The following is a 14,372-nucleotide window of genomic DNA, read 5'->3' as shown; positions in this document are numbered from 1 at the left end:
TTCCTCTTTCAGAGTCAACCCTAATTTTCAGGATTTTTTCTCTTTCTTCCCGGCCGCTGTGTGAAGTGAATCACTTGCGCCGTGTCGATGGAGGCGCATTATAGGGAGCCGGTTCAGAATGACAAGCGATAATATGCATTTTTTATCTGACCGCTCACTATTCATTCGTAACGCCTATTAAACCCGCTTTTTGATGGCTGCCGGCAGGTCCGCCAGGCTATTTAGCACCCAATCGGCCAGCTTTTCGCCCTGCTCCGTCACCGGCTTGCCGGTACGCACCAGCACCTTGGTGCCGACGCCGGCCGCGATCGCCGCCTGCATGTCTTCCGGTTTATCGCCCACCATATAAGAAGCGGCCATATCGATGTTCAATTCCTGCTGCGCTTGCAGCAGCATGCCCGGCTGCGGTTTACGGCAGTCACAGACCTGACGATACTCCTCTACTACCGCCTCAGGATGATGCGGGCAGAAATAGATGCCGTCGAAGTCGACGTCGCGATCGGCCAGCGACCAGTCCATCCACTCGGTCAGGTACATAAACTGGTCTTCGCTGAACTTGCCGCGCGCAATGCCCGACTGGTTGGTCACCATCACCAGCGCAAACCCCATCTTTTTGAGTTCGCGACAGGCGTCAATCACGCCGTCAATAAAGTGGAAGTTGTCGATTTCATGGACATAACCATGGTCAACGTTAATCGTACCGTCACGATCGAGAAAAATTGCTGGAACGCTTTGTGTCACCGCTTTGCTCCTGAGGGGCTGAATACGCTGACAGTATCGCATGTTTTACCCCGCACTGAGAACGCCGGAGAACGTCGCTGGTCGTTGACTTAGACGTCTAGACGCCTTAACATCTGATCCATACCTTGGTTCCACGCCGAGGTTTACTTTTATCTAGCCACGGGCAACCACGCTAAAATAAGAAGAATATGATTAAACTTTCTAACATCACTAAAGTGTTCCAGCAGGGTTCGCGCACCATTACCGCGCTCTCTGACGTGACCCTTCACGTCCCTGCCGGGCAAATCTATGGCGTTATCGGATCTTCCGGCGCCGGCAAAAGCACGCTGATTCGCTGCGCCAACATGCTTGAGCGCCCGACCTCCGGCCAGGTGCTGGTCGATGGCCAGGATCTGACGTCTCTGTCGGAAAGCGAACTGACGCGCGCCCGTCGCCAAATCGGCATGATCTTCCAGCACTTCAACCTGCTCTCTTCCCGCACGGTGTTCGGCAACGTGGCGCTGCCGCTGGAACTGGACAATACGTCGCGCGCCGAGATCAAAAAGCGCGTGACCGAACTGCTGGAGCTGGTCGGCCTGGCGGACAAACACGACGCCTACCCGGCCAATCTGTCCGGCGGCCAGAAACAGCGCGTGGCGATCGCCCGTGCGCTGGCCAGCAATCCCAAAGTGCTGCTGTGCGACGAAGCCACCAGCGCATTGGATCCGGCCACCACCCGTTCCATCCTGGAACTGCTGAAAGACATCAACCGCCGTCTGGGTCTGACCATTCTGCTCATCACCCATGAAATGGACGTGGTGAAACGCATCTGCGACCAGGTCGCGGTCATCAGCCAGGGGCAGCTGATCGAAAAAGACAGCGTCAGCGAAGTGTTCTCACACCCGAAAACCCCGCTGGCCCAGCAGTTCATTCAGTCCACGCTGCATCTGGATATTCCGGACGACTACGCCGCGCGCCTGTCGCCGGAGCGCCAGGGCGACCGTCAGCCGCTGCTGCGCCTGGAGTTCACCGGTCAGTCGGTCGATGCGCCGCTGCTGTCTGAAGCCGCTCGCCGCTTCAACGTGAACAACAACATTATCAGCGCCCAGATGGATTATGCCGGCGGCGTAAAATTCGGCGTGATGCTGGCGGAGCTGCACGGCAGCGACGAAGACGCGCTGGCGACGATTAAGTTCCTGCAAGAAAATCAGGTAAAAGTAGAGGTTCTGGGTTATGTCTGAGGCAATGATGTGGTTGATGGCGCGTGGCGTGTGGGAAACCGTCATGATGACCTTTGTCTCCGGCTTCTTCGGTTTCGTGCTCGGCCTGCCGGTAGGCGTGCTGCTGTATGTCACCCGCCCGGGGCAGATCATCGCCAACAATTCGCTGTATAAGATCCTGTCCGGGCTGGTGAACATCTTCCGTTCCATCCCGTTCATCATCCTGCTGGTTTGGATGATTCCGTTTACCCGCATGATCGTCGGTACCTCGATCGGCCTGCAGGCGGCCATCGTGCCGCTGACCGTCGGCGCCGCGCCGTTCATCGCGCGCATGGTGGAAAACGCCCTGCTGGAGATCCCGTCCGGTCTGGTGGAAGCGGCGCGCGCCATGGGCGCCACGCCGATGCAGATCATCAAGAAAGTGTTGCTGCCGGAAGCCCTGCCGGGCCTGGTCAACGCCGCGACCATCACCCTGATCACCCTGGTGGGCTACTCCGCCATGGGCGGCGCGGTCGGCGCCGGTGGTCTGGGCCAAATCGGTTACCAATACGGTTATATCGGTTATAACGCCACAGTTATGAATACCGTATTAGTATTACTGGTAGTTTTGGTTTATCTGATCCAATTCTGCGGCGATCGCATCGTCAAAGCCGTTACCCATAAATAATTTCACCGCATATTAATGCGAGTCTAATGAGGAAGGGATATGTCGTTAACATTTAAATCCATCGCGACAATTGGCGCACTGATCGGCACGCTGGCTCTGGCGGGTTGTGGCCAGGATGAAAAGAATCCGAACCACATCAAGGTCGGCGTAATCGTCGGCGCAGAGCAGCAAGTGGCTGAAGTGGCGCAGAAAGTGGCGAAAGAGAAATACGGTCTGGACGTTGAACTGGTCACCTTCAACGACTACGTGTTGCCTAACGAAGCGTTGAGCAAAGGCGATATCGACCTGAACGCTTTCCAGCACAAGCCATATCTGGATCAGCAAATCAAAGATCGCGGCTACAAACTGGTGCCGGTCGGCAACACCTTTGTTTACCCGATCGCCGGTTACTCCAAGAAAATCAAATCGCTGGACGAACTGAAAGAGGGCTCTCAGATCGCGCTGCCGAACGATCCGACCAACCTGGGCCGTTCGCTGTTGCTGCTGCAAAAAGTCGGTCTGATCAAACTGAAAGACGGCGTTGGCCTGCTGCCGACCGTGCTGGACGTGACCGAGAACCCGAAAAACCTGAAACTGGTTGAGCTGGAAGCGCCTCAGCTGCCGCGCTCTCTGGACGATCAGCAGATCGCGCTGGCGGTGATCAATACCACCTACGCCAGCCAGATCGGCCTGACGCCGGCGAAAGACGGTCTGTTCGTGGAAGATAAAGACTCACCTTACGTCAACCTGCTGGTTGCGCGCGAAGATAACAAAGATGCGGAAAACGTGAAGAAATTCGTGCAGGCCTATCAGTCTGACGACGTTGACGCCGCCGCCAACAAAATCTTCAACGGCGGTGCGGTGAAAGGCTGGTAAGCGCTTATTCACCCATTTTATTCCTATAATTGCAAGACGGGCCAAGGCCCGTCTTGTTATTTCCGCCATAGATTGCTTCAATAGCGCCACTTTCATTAAGGCAGAGGAATCTCAATGCGTGTTTTACCTCTCTGTTTGTTAGCGCTCGCGCTGGCCGGATGTTCATCGCAACGTATCGCGCCATCCTCAACAAACAGCACCAGCAAGCCGACCACGACCGCCCCGGCCAAGACCACGCCGGCCGCCCGCCCCGCTCCGGTAAAACTGTATAAAAGTGCAGAAGAACTCGTGGGCAAGCCGTTCCGCGATCTGGGTGAAGTGTCCGGCGAATCGTGCCAAACCACCGTGCAAGACTCCCCACCGAATCTGGCTACCGCCCGTAAACGCATGCAAATCCGTGCGTCTTACATGAAGGCCAACGCCGTGCTGCTGCACGACTGCCAGATTGTCAGCGGCGTCGCCGGTTGTTACCAGCAGGCCGTTTGCCAGGGCTCGGCGCTTAACGTCTCGTCCAAATGACCGAATTCGTTTTCGAGCAGATCGGCGTGATCCGCTCGCCGTATAAAGAGAAATTCGCCGTGCCCCGCCAACCGGGGCTGGTCGAAGACGGCGGCGGCGAACTGCTGCTGCTGCCACCCTACAACCAGGCGGAAGCGGTGCGCGGTCTCAGCGATTTCAGCCATCTGTGGGTGATGTTCATTTTCCATCAAACCATGGAAGGCGGCTGGCGCCCGACGGTGCGTCCGCCGCGTTTAGGCGGCAATGCCCGCATGGGCGTGTTCGCCACCCGCTCCACCTTCCGCCCCAACCCGCTCGGCATGTCGCTCATTGAGCTGAATGGCGTGCGGGTGAAAAACGGTGAAGTGGCGCTGGAACTGGGCAGCCTCGACCTGGTCGACGGTACCCCGGTGGTGGACATCAAGCCTTATCTGCCGTTCGCCGAGAGCCAGCCGCAGGCCCGCGCCGGCTTTGCCCAGGCCGCGCCCGCCGGCGATATGCCGGTGCGTTTCGCGCCGCAGGCCGAGCAACAGCTGCAGCAACATCAGGCGCGCTACCCGCAATTAAGGCGTTTTATCAGCCAGGTGCTGGCGCAAGACCCCCGTCCCGCCTATCGTAAAGGAGAGGACGTCGAACGGGATTACGCCGTCTGGCTGTTGGATTTCAACGTGCGCTGGCGCGTCGTGGACGGCCACACCGAAGTGTTGGCGCTCGACCCGCGTTAAAATTCCGCCGCCTCTCTTTTGGCGACCCGCTCGCGCTGGTAAACTAAACCACTTTTGTCACTTTTGGCCGCCACTCTGGCAGCCCGATGCAATTTGCAGTTCTAACGGAACCAAAACACCATGCGTACTAGCCAATATCTGCTCTCCACACTGAAGGAGACACCTGCCGACGCCGAAGTGATCAGCCACCAGCTGATGCTGCGCGCCGGGATGATCCGCAAGCTGGCCTCCGGTCTTTACACCTGGCTGCCGACCGGCCTGCGCGTTCTGAAGAAGGTTGAAAACATCGTTCGCGAAGAAATGAACAATGCTAACGCGATCGAAGTGTCCATGCCGGTGGTTCAGCCTGCCGATCTGTGGCAGGAAAGCGGCCGTTGGGAGCAATACGGCCCCGAGCTGCTGCGCTTCGTCGACCGCGGCGATCGTCCGTTCGTGCTGGGCCCGACGCATGAAGAAGTGATCACCGATCTGATCCGCAACGAGATCAGCTCGTACAAGCAGCTGCCGCTGAACTTCTTCCAGATCCAGACCAAGTTCCGTGATGAAGTGCGCCCACGTTTCGGCGTGATGCGCTCCCGTGAGTTCCTGATGAAGGATGCCTACTCCTTCCATACCTCGCAGGAGTCTCTGCAGGAGACTTACGACGCGATGTACGAAGCGTACAGCAAAATCTTCAGCCGTATGGGCCTGGATTTCCGCCCGGTGCAGGCCGATACCGGCTCGATCGGCGGCAGCGCCTCGCACGAATTCCAGGTGCTGGCGCAAAGCGGTGAAGACGATATCGTGTTCTCCACCGGTTCCGACTTCGCCGCCAACATCGAGCTGGCGGAAGCGGTCGCGCCAGCAGAGCCGCGCGCGGCGGCCAGCGAAGAGCTGCGCCTGGTGGATACGCCGAACGCCAAAACCATCGCCGAGCTGGTCGAGCAATTCCAGCTGCCGGTGGAAAAAACCGTGAAGACGCTGATGGTGCGCGCCACCGAAGAGAGCGGCCACAAACTGGTCGCCCTGCTGGTGCGCGGCGATCACGAGCTGAACGAAGTCAAGGCAGAGAAGCTGGCGCAGGTTGCCGCGCCGCTGACCTTCGCCACCGAAGAAGAAATTCGCGCCATCGTCGGCGCCGGCCCGGGTTCACTCGGCCCGGTCAACTTGCCGATGCCGGTGGTAGCCGACCGCAGCGTGGCGGCGATGAGCGACTTTGGCGCCGGCGCCAACGTTGACGGCAAACACTACTTCGGCATCAACTGGGAGCGCGATCTGCCGCTGCCGCAGGTGGCCGATATCCGTAACGTGGTGGAAGGCGACGCCAGCCCGGATGGTCAGGGCACGCTGCTGATCAAACGCGGCATCGAAGTGGGCCATATCTTCCAGCTCGGCACCAAGTACTCGGAAGCGATGAAAGCGACCGTGCAGGGTGAAGACGGCCGCAACCAGGTGCTGACCATGGGTTGCTACGGCATCGGGGTCACGCGCGTCGTGGCCGCCGCCATCGAGCAGAACCACGACGAACGCGGCATCATCTGGCCGGACGCCATCGCGCCGTTCCAGGTGGCGATCCTGCCGATGAACATGCACAAGTCGTTCCGCGTGCAGGCGCTGGCGGAAGAGCTGTACAACACCCTGCGCTCCCACGGCATCGATGTGATCCTCGATGACCGCAAAGAGCGTCCGGGCGTGATGTTCGCGGATATGGAGCTGATCGGCGTGCCGCACTCTATCGTCATCGGTGACCGTAACCTCGACAACGAAGAGATCGAGTACAAGAACCGCCGCGTCGGCGAGAAGCAAATGATCAAAACCGGCGAAATCGTTGATTTCCTGCTGGGCCAGATCAAACGCTGAGCGACGAACGCCAGAAAATAAAAAACCCGCCTAGGCGGGTTTTTTTATGTCCGAAAACGCTTACTTGCTGCTGCAGTTCTTGCTGCGGTCGAACGCGATTTTGCCGTCCGGCACCACCGCCTTCTCTATCAGCCCTTCTTCCATCGATGGCTGCACGCTGAAGTGCGCATTGAAGGTCAGGAACACCGGCTCGCCGGCATTTTTGTTGGCTTTGGCGTAACCTTGCTCCAGCGCGATGTTATTATCCACCGGGAACGTGATGCCGGTAGCGCAGTCCTTAAAGACTGCCGCATCCGCCATATAGGTGTAACTGCCTTTCATCACCATCGGGGTTTTAGGCAACGGTTTTTCAATCGGCTCCAGGCGATAGTTCAGCTTGGAGGCGATCGGCGCGCCGCTGCGATCCAGCATCTCCAGGCTTTTGCCCACCGGACGGAAGTAACGTTTTTCACCGGTGCTGTCGGTCAGCACCAGCTTATCCGCAGTGCGCGCCCATTTGCCGTAGTCGGCAAAGGTCTGATCGCCGTCTTTAGTGCCGCGATAGGTTTCCTGCAGCACAAAGGTGCCGTCTTCATCCAGGAACAGCGCCGTATCCAGCCCGCCGCAATCGGCGCAAGGCAACAATCCTTGATAACTCTGCGGCATCGCCTGCAGCGGTTGTTCCTTCGGCTGATAATGATTGTTGCATCCCAACAACGAGAGTGCGCCTGCCGCCAAGAACAGGGCTACCGTAATTTTCTTCACAGTTATTCTCCTACTGTGTTCATGTATTCCTAAGTGCGAACCTTGCCGCGCAGCGCCTTGGTGGCGCCTTTACGCGCCTTGCCTTCCAAACGGCGCAATTTCGCCCCTTTCGTCGGCTTGGTCGCCTTACGCGTTTTTTCCACCACCATCGCCTGCCGAATCAGCGCGGCCAGCCTGGCCAACGCCGCTTCGCGATTCAATTCCTGACTGCGATACTCTTGCGCCTTGATAATCACCACGCCATCGGCGGTAATTAGATGGTGATTCAGCGCCAGCAGCCTTTCCTTATAATACTCTGGCAGGCTGGAGGCCCGAATGTCAAAGCGCAAATGGATCGCCGTTGAGGTTTTGTTCACGTGCTGGCCGCCCGCGCCCTGCGCGCGGATCGCCGTCAACTCAAGCTCATTATCCGGTATGGCGACGTTTCTTGACAGTTCCAGCACCGGTCACACCTGTGCCCGCTGCCACTCGGCAAACTGGATTTCCAGACTATTCTGAGCATCGGACAGCCAAATAGTTCCCTCCTGCAGCGTCGCCTGCAGCGTCATGGTGCGGCTGGCCAATGCCGTCAGGCGCGCCAGCTGCTCGTCGTCGAGGAAACGCACGCTCAGGTTCTTGTAGCCGGCCACCTTGCCCTGCATTCCCTGCCACCACACGTGCGCGGCGCGCTCGCCGTAGGCGTACAACGCCACGCGCGGCGACTGGTTGCTGGCCTTGCGGATGCGTTTTTCGTCGGGCAATCCCATCTCGATCCACATTTCCAGCCCGTTGTGGTCGTTGCGCTGCCAGATCTCCGGCTCGTCGTCGGCGCTCAGCCCTTTGGTGAACACCAGCCGCTCGTCGGCATGACAGATCCAGGCCAACAGGCGCAGCATCATGCGCTGCTCGTTTTCGGACGGGTGTTGCGCCAGCGTCAGCGTGGCGTCGTGGTAGAAGTGACGATCCATATCAGCAATATTGACCGCGGCTTTATAAATGGTTGCTTTCAGCGCCATGGGTGACCTCGTTATTATCCGGCGACAGTGTACTTGATCAGGGCCAAACCCCGCCAGCGCGGCCAGGCTGCGGCAGTGCGAAAGGCGTGCCGGGGTGCTGATAACTCCATAACAGCTGTGCTATAGTCGTCTAGGATAGGATAAAACTCCGAGAGCCTGCGCCTCATCGCGATAGTAGTCTTGATGATGCAGAGGTTCTTAAGGGAGGAAACTGTGCAACAATACTGTGAGTTAGTACGCCGTACTTACGCCGAGATTGGCAGTGGAGATCTTGGCTACGTGCCTGATGCGCTGGCTTGTGCGTTAAAGGCATTGGACGATGTCGCAGCGAACGATGCGCTACCGTCCTCCGTTAGGGAACAGGCGGCCTTTGCCGCCGCTAACTTATTGGTGAGCGACTATGTTGATGAATGATGAGTACCAACCCATCAATTGCGATGACTACGACAACCTGGAACTCGCCTGTCAGCATAAACTTATTCTGAAGCTGGAGTTACGCGACGGAGAAGTGATCGAGGCCAAGGCGATCGACCTGCTGCAAAAGAAACGCGTTGAGTATCTGACCATCGAACAGAACGGCCAGCAGCGCGACCTGCGCCTGGACCATATCAGCAGTTTCAGTCATCCGGAAATCGGTACCGTGGTCGTCAGCCTGTCGGACTGAGCAGCGGTAACCCCATCCCAACAGGGCAGCCCAACGGCTGCCCTCGTCATTTACGGCTTCAGGCTGGCGTAATAGGCCGCCAGATCGGCGATATCGTCATCCGACAGCCCCGACACATAGGCCTTCATCACCTCGGCCTGGCCGCCGTTGCGCTCCCCTTTCTTGTACGCCTGCAATGCATGCTGCAGATACATGGCGTTCTGCCCGGCCAGATTCGGGTACATCGGCACCGTCACCTTGCCCTGCGCGCCGTGGCACGCCGCACAAGCGGCGGCTTTCACCTGACCGGCGGCCGTATCCCCCGCCGCCAACGCCGGCAGGCTGAACAGGCCGGCGGCCAACAGCGTGATCCCCACTAACTTCATCAGTGCTCCTCGCGATTATGATTTTTTTCCCAGCGCAGCCGCCACGGGCGCTCGCCTTCCGGCACCTGCCCCGCCTCACAGACAAATACGTCCAGCGCAGCGATCAGCTGCTCATCATAGTAAATCAACGGGATGCGTTCACGCTGCCAGGGAGGAATGCCCAGTTCCTGCCACAGTTTTTTTATCGGCCGCGAATGGGCGCGCCCCACGATGCGCACCGCGCCCTGCACGCCGCCGAAACGAATGCTAATCTGCTGCGATGGCAGCGGCGCGCGCAGCGCCAGATCGCCCTCACCGGCAACCAACTGCCCCAGCCCGTCCGGCAACGTCAGCGTCTCGTCAGGCTGCCAAGGCAGATGCACATCGCGCAGCGCCGCCAGCGGCGGCAACAGGTGCAATCGGCCGCGGAAACGGCGGATCTGATAGGCGCCGAGCTGCAGCTGCGGTTCGGCATCTTCCCGGCTGAGCGCCACCTCCTCCCACAGACGCTGCAACTGCTCGCGCGCCGGCATGGTGACGTTAAACAATGCGATCCAGCGCCTCAACAAAGCGAAGCGCCGCACCGGCGAACAGGCCGTCAGGCCGTCGATCGCCAATGAGCGATCCGCCGCCAACAGGTTTTGCAGCGGTTCCGCCAGCAACTCGTCCAACAACTGTTCCTGTTCAGCGCACAGGCTGGCGCTGCGCGCCACCGCCGAGGCGAAATGCGGCCAGCGTTGGGTGAGCTGCGGCAACACCTGCAAACGCAGGAAGTTGCGATCGAAGCGCGTATCCTGATTGCTGTCGTCATCTATCCAGGTTAAGGCGTGACGCTGCGCGTAACTTTCCAGCGCCTGACGCGAGCAACCCAGCAGCGGCCGCAACAACAGGTGCTCGCCCAGCGTGGCGCGGGCCGCCATCGCCGACAGCCCCGCCGGCCCGCTGCCGCGCTTGAGCGCCAGCAGAAAGGTTTCGCTTTGATCGTCAAGGTGTTGAGCGGTGAGCAGCGCTTCGCCCTCCACCAATGCTGTGCTGAAAGCGGCATAGCGCGCCGCACGCGCCGCCGCTTCGATGCCTCCCTGGCGGGCATCCACCTGCACGTGCGTCACCGTCAGCGGGATCCGCCATTCGGCGCACCGGCTGCGGCAATGCTCAACCCAACGGTCGGCAAAGGCGCTCAGGCCATGATGCACGTGCAGCGCGCGCAGCTGCAGCGCCGGACGTTGGCAGCGCAACGCCGCCAGCAGATGCAGCAGCACGCTGGAGTCCAGACCGCCGCTGAACGCCACCAGCAACCGCTGCTGTGCGCCCAACTGGTCTGCCACCCGCGTCGTTAATTGATCAGTATCCATTGGTAGGCTTTGTCACTTCTACATAGCTGCACGTTAACCCCGCCTACCGCCATCAATCAAGCATTAACCGTCCGGGCCTGGCGTCGCGTCAGCAGCCACCAGCCGCCCAGCGCCGCGATCACCGCCAGCGCGCACCCGGCCGCTCCCCAGCCGATCTGGGCGAAAATGCGGCCATACGCCTGCATCGCCGCCCCCTCGAGGTGATCTTCGGCGGTCTGATTGGCGATAATGCCCGCCAGATAGTTGGCGATCGAACCGGTCGCCAACATATAGATGCCGGTCAACACGCCGGTGGCGCCGGGGATATTCAGCCGGGTGATCTGCGCCATCGCCACCGGATCGATAAACAGTTCGGCAAAGCCCATCACTGCCAAACCGGCGATCATCAGCCCCATCGACCCCGGCCCGTGCAGCCGCGTATTAAGCGCCATCAGCGTAAAGCCGACACCGATCAACAGCAGACCGAAGGCGAACTTGCACCAGATGCGCAGCGTGCGGTCGCCATCGCCGCTCGCCAGCCAGGCCAGCGCCACGCCGCCCAGCATCACCGCGCAGGCGTTAACCGACTGGAACAAGGCGGTCGGCACCGTCCAGCCGAACCAGCGCCGGTCGACGAAGTGGTCGATAAACAGGCTGATGGAGCTGCCGCCCTGCTGGGCAAAGGCCCAGAACAGCGTGCCCAGCAGCATCAACACCACGATCTGCCACAGCCCCCGGCGCTGGCCGGCGTCCGCGCGCAGCATAATGCGCGCCACCAGCGCCACCGCCGCCACGCACACCAGCCCGAGCAAATAACCGGCCCAGTCGCGCATAAACAACAGCGTGAAGAACAGCGGCGATGCCAGCAACGCCGCCAACAGCCAGCCCCAGTGCGGCAGGCCCAGGCTTCTGGCGCGCATCAGCGGGGCATTCACGCCGCGCGTGTGGCGGAAATGACGCCCGCCCAGCAGGAAGATCGCCAGGCCGGCGAACATGCCGATCCCGGCCAACGCAAAGCCGACGTGCCAACCATAGCGCTCGGCCGCCAGCCCGCAGGCGATCGGCGCCAAAATGGAACCGACGTTGCCGGCGGCGTACAGCAGCGAGAAGCCCCCTTCGCGCCGCGGATCCTGCGCCGGATACAGCTCGCCCAGCAGGCAGCTGATATTGGATTTGAACAGGCCGTAGCCGCAGATGATGATCGCCAGCGCCAGATAGAGCGACTGGGCAGAAACCGCGCTCAGGCCGAGCACGATATGCCCCAGGGTCATCAGCGCCGCGCCGGCGATTACCGCGACGCGGTTGCCCAGCAGGCGGTCGGCGAGCCAGCCGCCAAGAATCGGAGTGACGTAAACTAACGAAGCGTAAGCGCTGTAGAGATCGATGGCGCGGCTGTCGGTATAGCCGAGTTGGTGGGTCAGATAGAGGATCAGTAACGCACGCATGCCGTAAAAGCTGAAATATTCCCAAATTTGTATCGCTACGACATAGTAGATTGCGCGCGGCTGTGAGGGTGTTTTCATGGTGGTCTCCCATCAGTCGGTGAACGACAAAGGGGAAGCGCGAGGCCTCCCCTGTGATTGGCTGCGGTTATTTCGCCTTCAGCACTTTCACCCGATAACGTCCGTCCGCCTGACGGTAGGCGCCGTGAATGTCGGTTTCAAAGCCCGGATAATGCGCGCCGATTTCGCACAGCATCTGCAGGAACTCCAACACCGGCCGGCTCTCCTCGGTCAGCATTTCGCCTGGCATCACCAGCGGCACGCCCGGCGGGTATGGGAGGATCATATTGGCGTTGACCTTACCGACCATCTCTTCCAGATAGACCTCTTCCACTTCGCCGTGCAGCTCTTTCTGGAACGCCTGGTACGGATTCATCACCATGGTTGGCAGCACTTCGAACGCGCGGTACATCAGGTCCGGCAGGTTGTGTTGCTCCACCAGGCGGTGAATGTTCTGCGCCAGATCCTGAATGCGCATGTTTTCATAGAAATCAGGTGCTTCCTGATACAGCGAAGGCAGCATGTTTTTCACCCGCAGGTTCAGGTCGAACGAGCGTTTGAAGTCGGTCATCGCACGCAGCAGGCTGAGCGCCTTGGTTTTGTCGATGCCGATGCTGAACAGGAACAGCAGGTTGTACGGACCGGTTTTCTCGACGATGATGCCGCGCTCGTCGAGGTATTTCGCCACGATGCTGGCCGGGATGCCGAATGGCTGCATCTCGCCTTCCTTGCTCATCCCCGGCGTCAAAATGGTGACCTTGATCGGATCGAGGTACATGTGTTCATTGTCGATATTCTTGAAACCGTGCCAGGCGCTGTCGGAGCGCAGCGGCCAGCACTCCGGCTCATCGATGTGCTCCGGCTGCCAGACGTCGAAGAACCAGCCGTCGGATTCGACTTTCAGGCGTTTGATCTCTTTACGGAACTTGATCGCGCGTTCGATAGAGCCGTGGATCAGGCGCTTGCCGGCGTTGCCTTTCATCATCGCCGCGGCGGTTTCGGTCGAGGCCACAATGCCGTAGTGCGGCGAAGTGGTGGTGTGCATCATGTAGGCTTCGTTGAAGGTCTCTTCGTTAATGTCGCCCTTCACGTGGATCATCGACGCCTGCGAGAAGGCCGCCAGCAGTTTGTGGGTGGACTGGGTTTCATAGATCACCTTGCCCTCCACGCGGCCGCCGCTCATGCCGCACTTGCCTTTATAGATCGGATGGAAGTTGGTGTAAGGCACCCAGGCGGAATCGAAGTGGATAGACTTCACGTCCAGGGTGTTCTTGATAAAGTCGGTGTTGTACAGCAAGCCGTCATAGGTGGAGTTGGTGATCACCGCGTGCACCGGCCAGGTGGCGTTCGGGGTCTCCTTCACGCGTTTGGCGATGGTGGCGCGCTGGAACTCGCTCTGCGGAATACCGCCGAGGATGCCGTAAGCGTTGCGGGTCGGGCGGAAGTAGATCGGCGTGATGTCGCTCATCATCATCAGGTGAGTCAGCGACTTGTGGCAGTTACGGTCAATCAGCACCGTGCTGCCCGCCGGCGCTGAATACATGCCGACGATCTTGTTGGCGGTGGAGGTGCCGTTGGTCACCATGTAGCTGCGCTCTGCGTTGAACACGCGGGAAATGTACTCTTCCGCCTCTTTGTGCGGGCCGGAGTGATCCAGCAGCGACCCCAGTTCGGACACCGAAATCGAAATATCCGACTTCATGGTGTTCGGGCCGAAGAAATCGTAGAACAGGCTGCCCACCGGGCTTTTCTGGAACGCGGTGCCGCCCATGTGGCCCGGCGTACAGAAGGTGTATTTGCCTTCGCGCACGTATTTGAACAGCGCCTTGGTTAACGGCGGCAGGATGGTGTCGATATACTCGTCGGTATTCTGTTTGATCTTGGCGGCGATGTCGGTTGCCGCGCCGAGCGCATACTCGAAGAAGCGCACCTGCATGCGCAGATCGTTCAGGCTGACGTCCAACGTGGAATAGGTGTTGGCGAATGCGTACAGCGGCATGTATTCGTTCAGCTGACTGATCTCTTCGCACAGCTCCAGGTTGTATTTGTCCCAGTCGAAGATCACCCCGCACAGACGGGCGTTGTTCTCGATCAGTTTCAGCAGGTCTTCGCGATCGTTAGGGTAAACGATGCGGAAATCCAGACTTTCCAGCGCCTGATGCAGTTCACGGATGGGCTCTTCTTTGAAGTAGACACCCATGTGATTCATGATGGCGATAACGTTCATATGCATTTCTCCTGGCAAAGCAAGCCCCTTCCCGTCGCGGC

Annotated in this window: 16 protein-coding genes; 8 read left to right on the top strand and 8 right to left on the bottom strand. The window is 59.5% G+C overall.

Going from position 1 to position 14,372, the window contains the following annotated elements:
* Positions 1–177 precede the first annotated feature (177 nt).
* Complete coding sequence (gene gmhB, locus ACJ8PL_RS23485) at positions 178–741, bottom strand: D-glycero-beta-D-manno-heptose 1,7-bisphosphate 7-phosphatase (protein ID WP_015378880.1); 564 nt, start codon at positions 739–741, stop codon at positions 178–180.
* A gap of 188 nt (positions 742–929) precedes the next feature.
* On the opposite strand from gmhB, the gene metN reads away from it, so the two are divergent.
* From metN to proS, 6 genes are all read left to right on the top strand, one after another.
* A complete protein-coding gene (gene metN, locus ACJ8PL_RS23480; RefSeq protein ID WP_016929862.1) occupies positions 930–1,961 on the top strand; it encodes a methionine ABC transporter ATP-binding protein MetN in 1,032 nt (343 codons plus the stop codon).
* On the top strand, positions 1,954–2,607 hold the full coding sequence (locus ACJ8PL_RS23475) for a methionine ABC transporter permease MetI (protein WP_004932010.1): 654 nt from the start codon (positions 1,954–1,956) through the stop codon (positions 2,605–2,607). The genes metN and ACJ8PL_RS23475 overlap by 8 nt, the downstream gene beginning before the upstream one ends.
* Positions 2,608–2,646: 39 nt before the next feature.
* Complete coding sequence (locus ACJ8PL_RS23470) at positions 2,647–3,462, top strand: MetQ/NlpA family lipoprotein (protein ID WP_033639535.1); 816 nt, start codon at positions 2,647–2,649, stop codon at positions 3,460–3,462.
* 114 nt (positions 3,463–3,576) lie between these two features.
* Positions 3,577–3,981 (top strand): Rcs stress response system protein RcsF, encoded by a 405-nt coding sequence (gene rcsF / locus ACJ8PL_RS23465; RefSeq protein ID WP_025304011.1) that lies wholly within the window; start codon positions 3,577–3,579, stop codon positions 3,979–3,981.
* Positions 3,978–4,685 carry a tRNA (N6-threonylcarbamoyladenosine(37)-N6)-methyltransferase TrmO gene (gene tsaA / locus ACJ8PL_RS23460; protein ID WP_116404189.1) on the top strand — a complete coding sequence of 236 codons (708 nt, stop codon included), beginning with the start codon at positions 3,978–3,980 and terminating at the stop codon, positions 4,683–4,685. The genes rcsF and tsaA overlap by 4 nt, the downstream gene beginning before the upstream one ends.
* 120 nt (positions 4,686–4,805) lie before the next feature.
* Positions 4,806–6,524 (top strand): proline--tRNA ligase, encoded by a 1,719-nt coding sequence (gene proS, locus ACJ8PL_RS23455; protein WP_115436457.1) that lies wholly within the window; start codon positions 4,806–4,808, stop codon positions 6,522–6,524.
* Between the two features lie 60 nt (positions 6,525–6,584).
* Here proS and nlpE read toward each other — a convergent pair whose 3' ends face one another.
* From nlpE to ACJ8PL_RS23440, 3 genes are read right to left on the bottom strand one after another with little or no spacing between them, the layout of a single operon-like run.
* A complete protein-coding gene (gene nlpE, locus ACJ8PL_RS23450) occupies positions 6,585–7,268 on the bottom strand; it encodes an envelope stress response activation lipoprotein NlpE (protein WP_089196205.1) in 684 nt (227 codons plus the stop codon).
* 29 nt (positions 7,269–7,297) lie between these two features.
* Complete coding sequence (arfB, locus tag ACJ8PL_RS23445; protein ID WP_028127523.1) at positions 7,298–7,711, bottom strand: alternative ribosome rescue aminoacyl-tRNA hydrolase ArfB; 414 nt, start codon at positions 7,709–7,711, stop codon at positions 7,298–7,300.
* A gap of 3 nt (positions 7,712–7,714) precedes the next feature.
* Positions 7,715–8,263, bottom strand: coding sequence for a YaeQ family protein (locus ACJ8PL_RS23440; RefSeq protein ID WP_442531419.1), 549 nt, complete (start codon positions 8,261–8,263; stop codon positions 7,715–7,717).
* 213 nt (positions 8,264–8,476) lie between these two features.
* On the opposite strand from ACJ8PL_RS23440, the gene ACJ8PL_RS23435 reads away from it, so the two are divergent.
* Together ACJ8PL_RS23435 and rof are read left to right on the top strand one after the other, a co-directional pair.
* On the top strand, positions 8,477–8,677 hold the full coding sequence (locus ACJ8PL_RS23435) for a YaeP family protein (protein WP_004931993.1): 201 nt from the start codon (positions 8,477–8,479) through the stop codon (positions 8,675–8,677).
* Positions 8,664–8,927 carry a Rho-binding antiterminator gene (gene rof, locus ACJ8PL_RS23430; RefSeq protein WP_004931991.1) on the top strand — a complete coding sequence of 88 codons (264 nt, stop codon included), beginning with the start codon at positions 8,664–8,666 and terminating at the stop codon, positions 8,925–8,927. Before ACJ8PL_RS23435 ends, rof begins: the two co-directional genes overlap by 14 nt.
* Positions 8,928–8,977: 50 nt before the next feature.
* Here the strand turns inward: rof and ACJ8PL_RS23425 are convergent, their stop codons facing one another.
* From ACJ8PL_RS23425 to cadA, 4 genes are all read right to left on the bottom strand, one after another.
* On the bottom strand, positions 8,978–9,292 hold the full coding sequence (locus ACJ8PL_RS23425; RefSeq protein ID WP_442531418.1) for a c-type cytochrome: 315 nt from the start codon (positions 9,290–9,292) through the stop codon (positions 8,978–8,980).
* Positions 9,292–10,623, bottom strand: coding sequence for a tRNA lysidine(34) synthetase TilS (gene tilS, locus ACJ8PL_RS23420; RefSeq protein ID WP_110147335.1), 1,332 nt, complete (start codon positions 10,621–10,623; stop codon positions 9,292–9,294). Before tilS ends, ACJ8PL_RS23425 begins: the two co-directional genes overlap by 1 nt.
* 56 nt (positions 10,624–10,679) lie before the next feature.
* The gene (gene dtpD, locus ACJ8PL_RS23415; protein ID WP_048797211.1) at positions 10,680–12,125 is read right to left on the bottom strand and encodes a dipeptide permease DtpD; all 1,446 of its coding nucleotides are present in this window, start codon (positions 12,123–12,125) and stop codon (positions 10,680–10,682) included.
* 67 nt (positions 12,126–12,192) lie between these two features.
* A complete protein-coding gene (gene cadA, locus ACJ8PL_RS23410; RefSeq protein WP_016929874.1) occupies positions 12,193–14,331 on the bottom strand; it encodes a lysine decarboxylase CadA in 2,139 nt (712 codons plus the stop codon).
* Between the last annotated feature and the right edge of the window lie 41 nt (positions 14,332–14,372).

This window comes from Serratia sp. CY83965, from assembly GCF_052166375.1.
Classification (GTDB): Bacteria; Pseudomonadota; Gammaproteobacteria; order Enterobacterales; family Enterobacteriaceae; genus Serratia; species Serratia marcescens.
The sequence above is the reverse complement of the archived record's forward strand: the minus strand, read 5'-3'. Positions and strand labels throughout refer to the sequence as shown.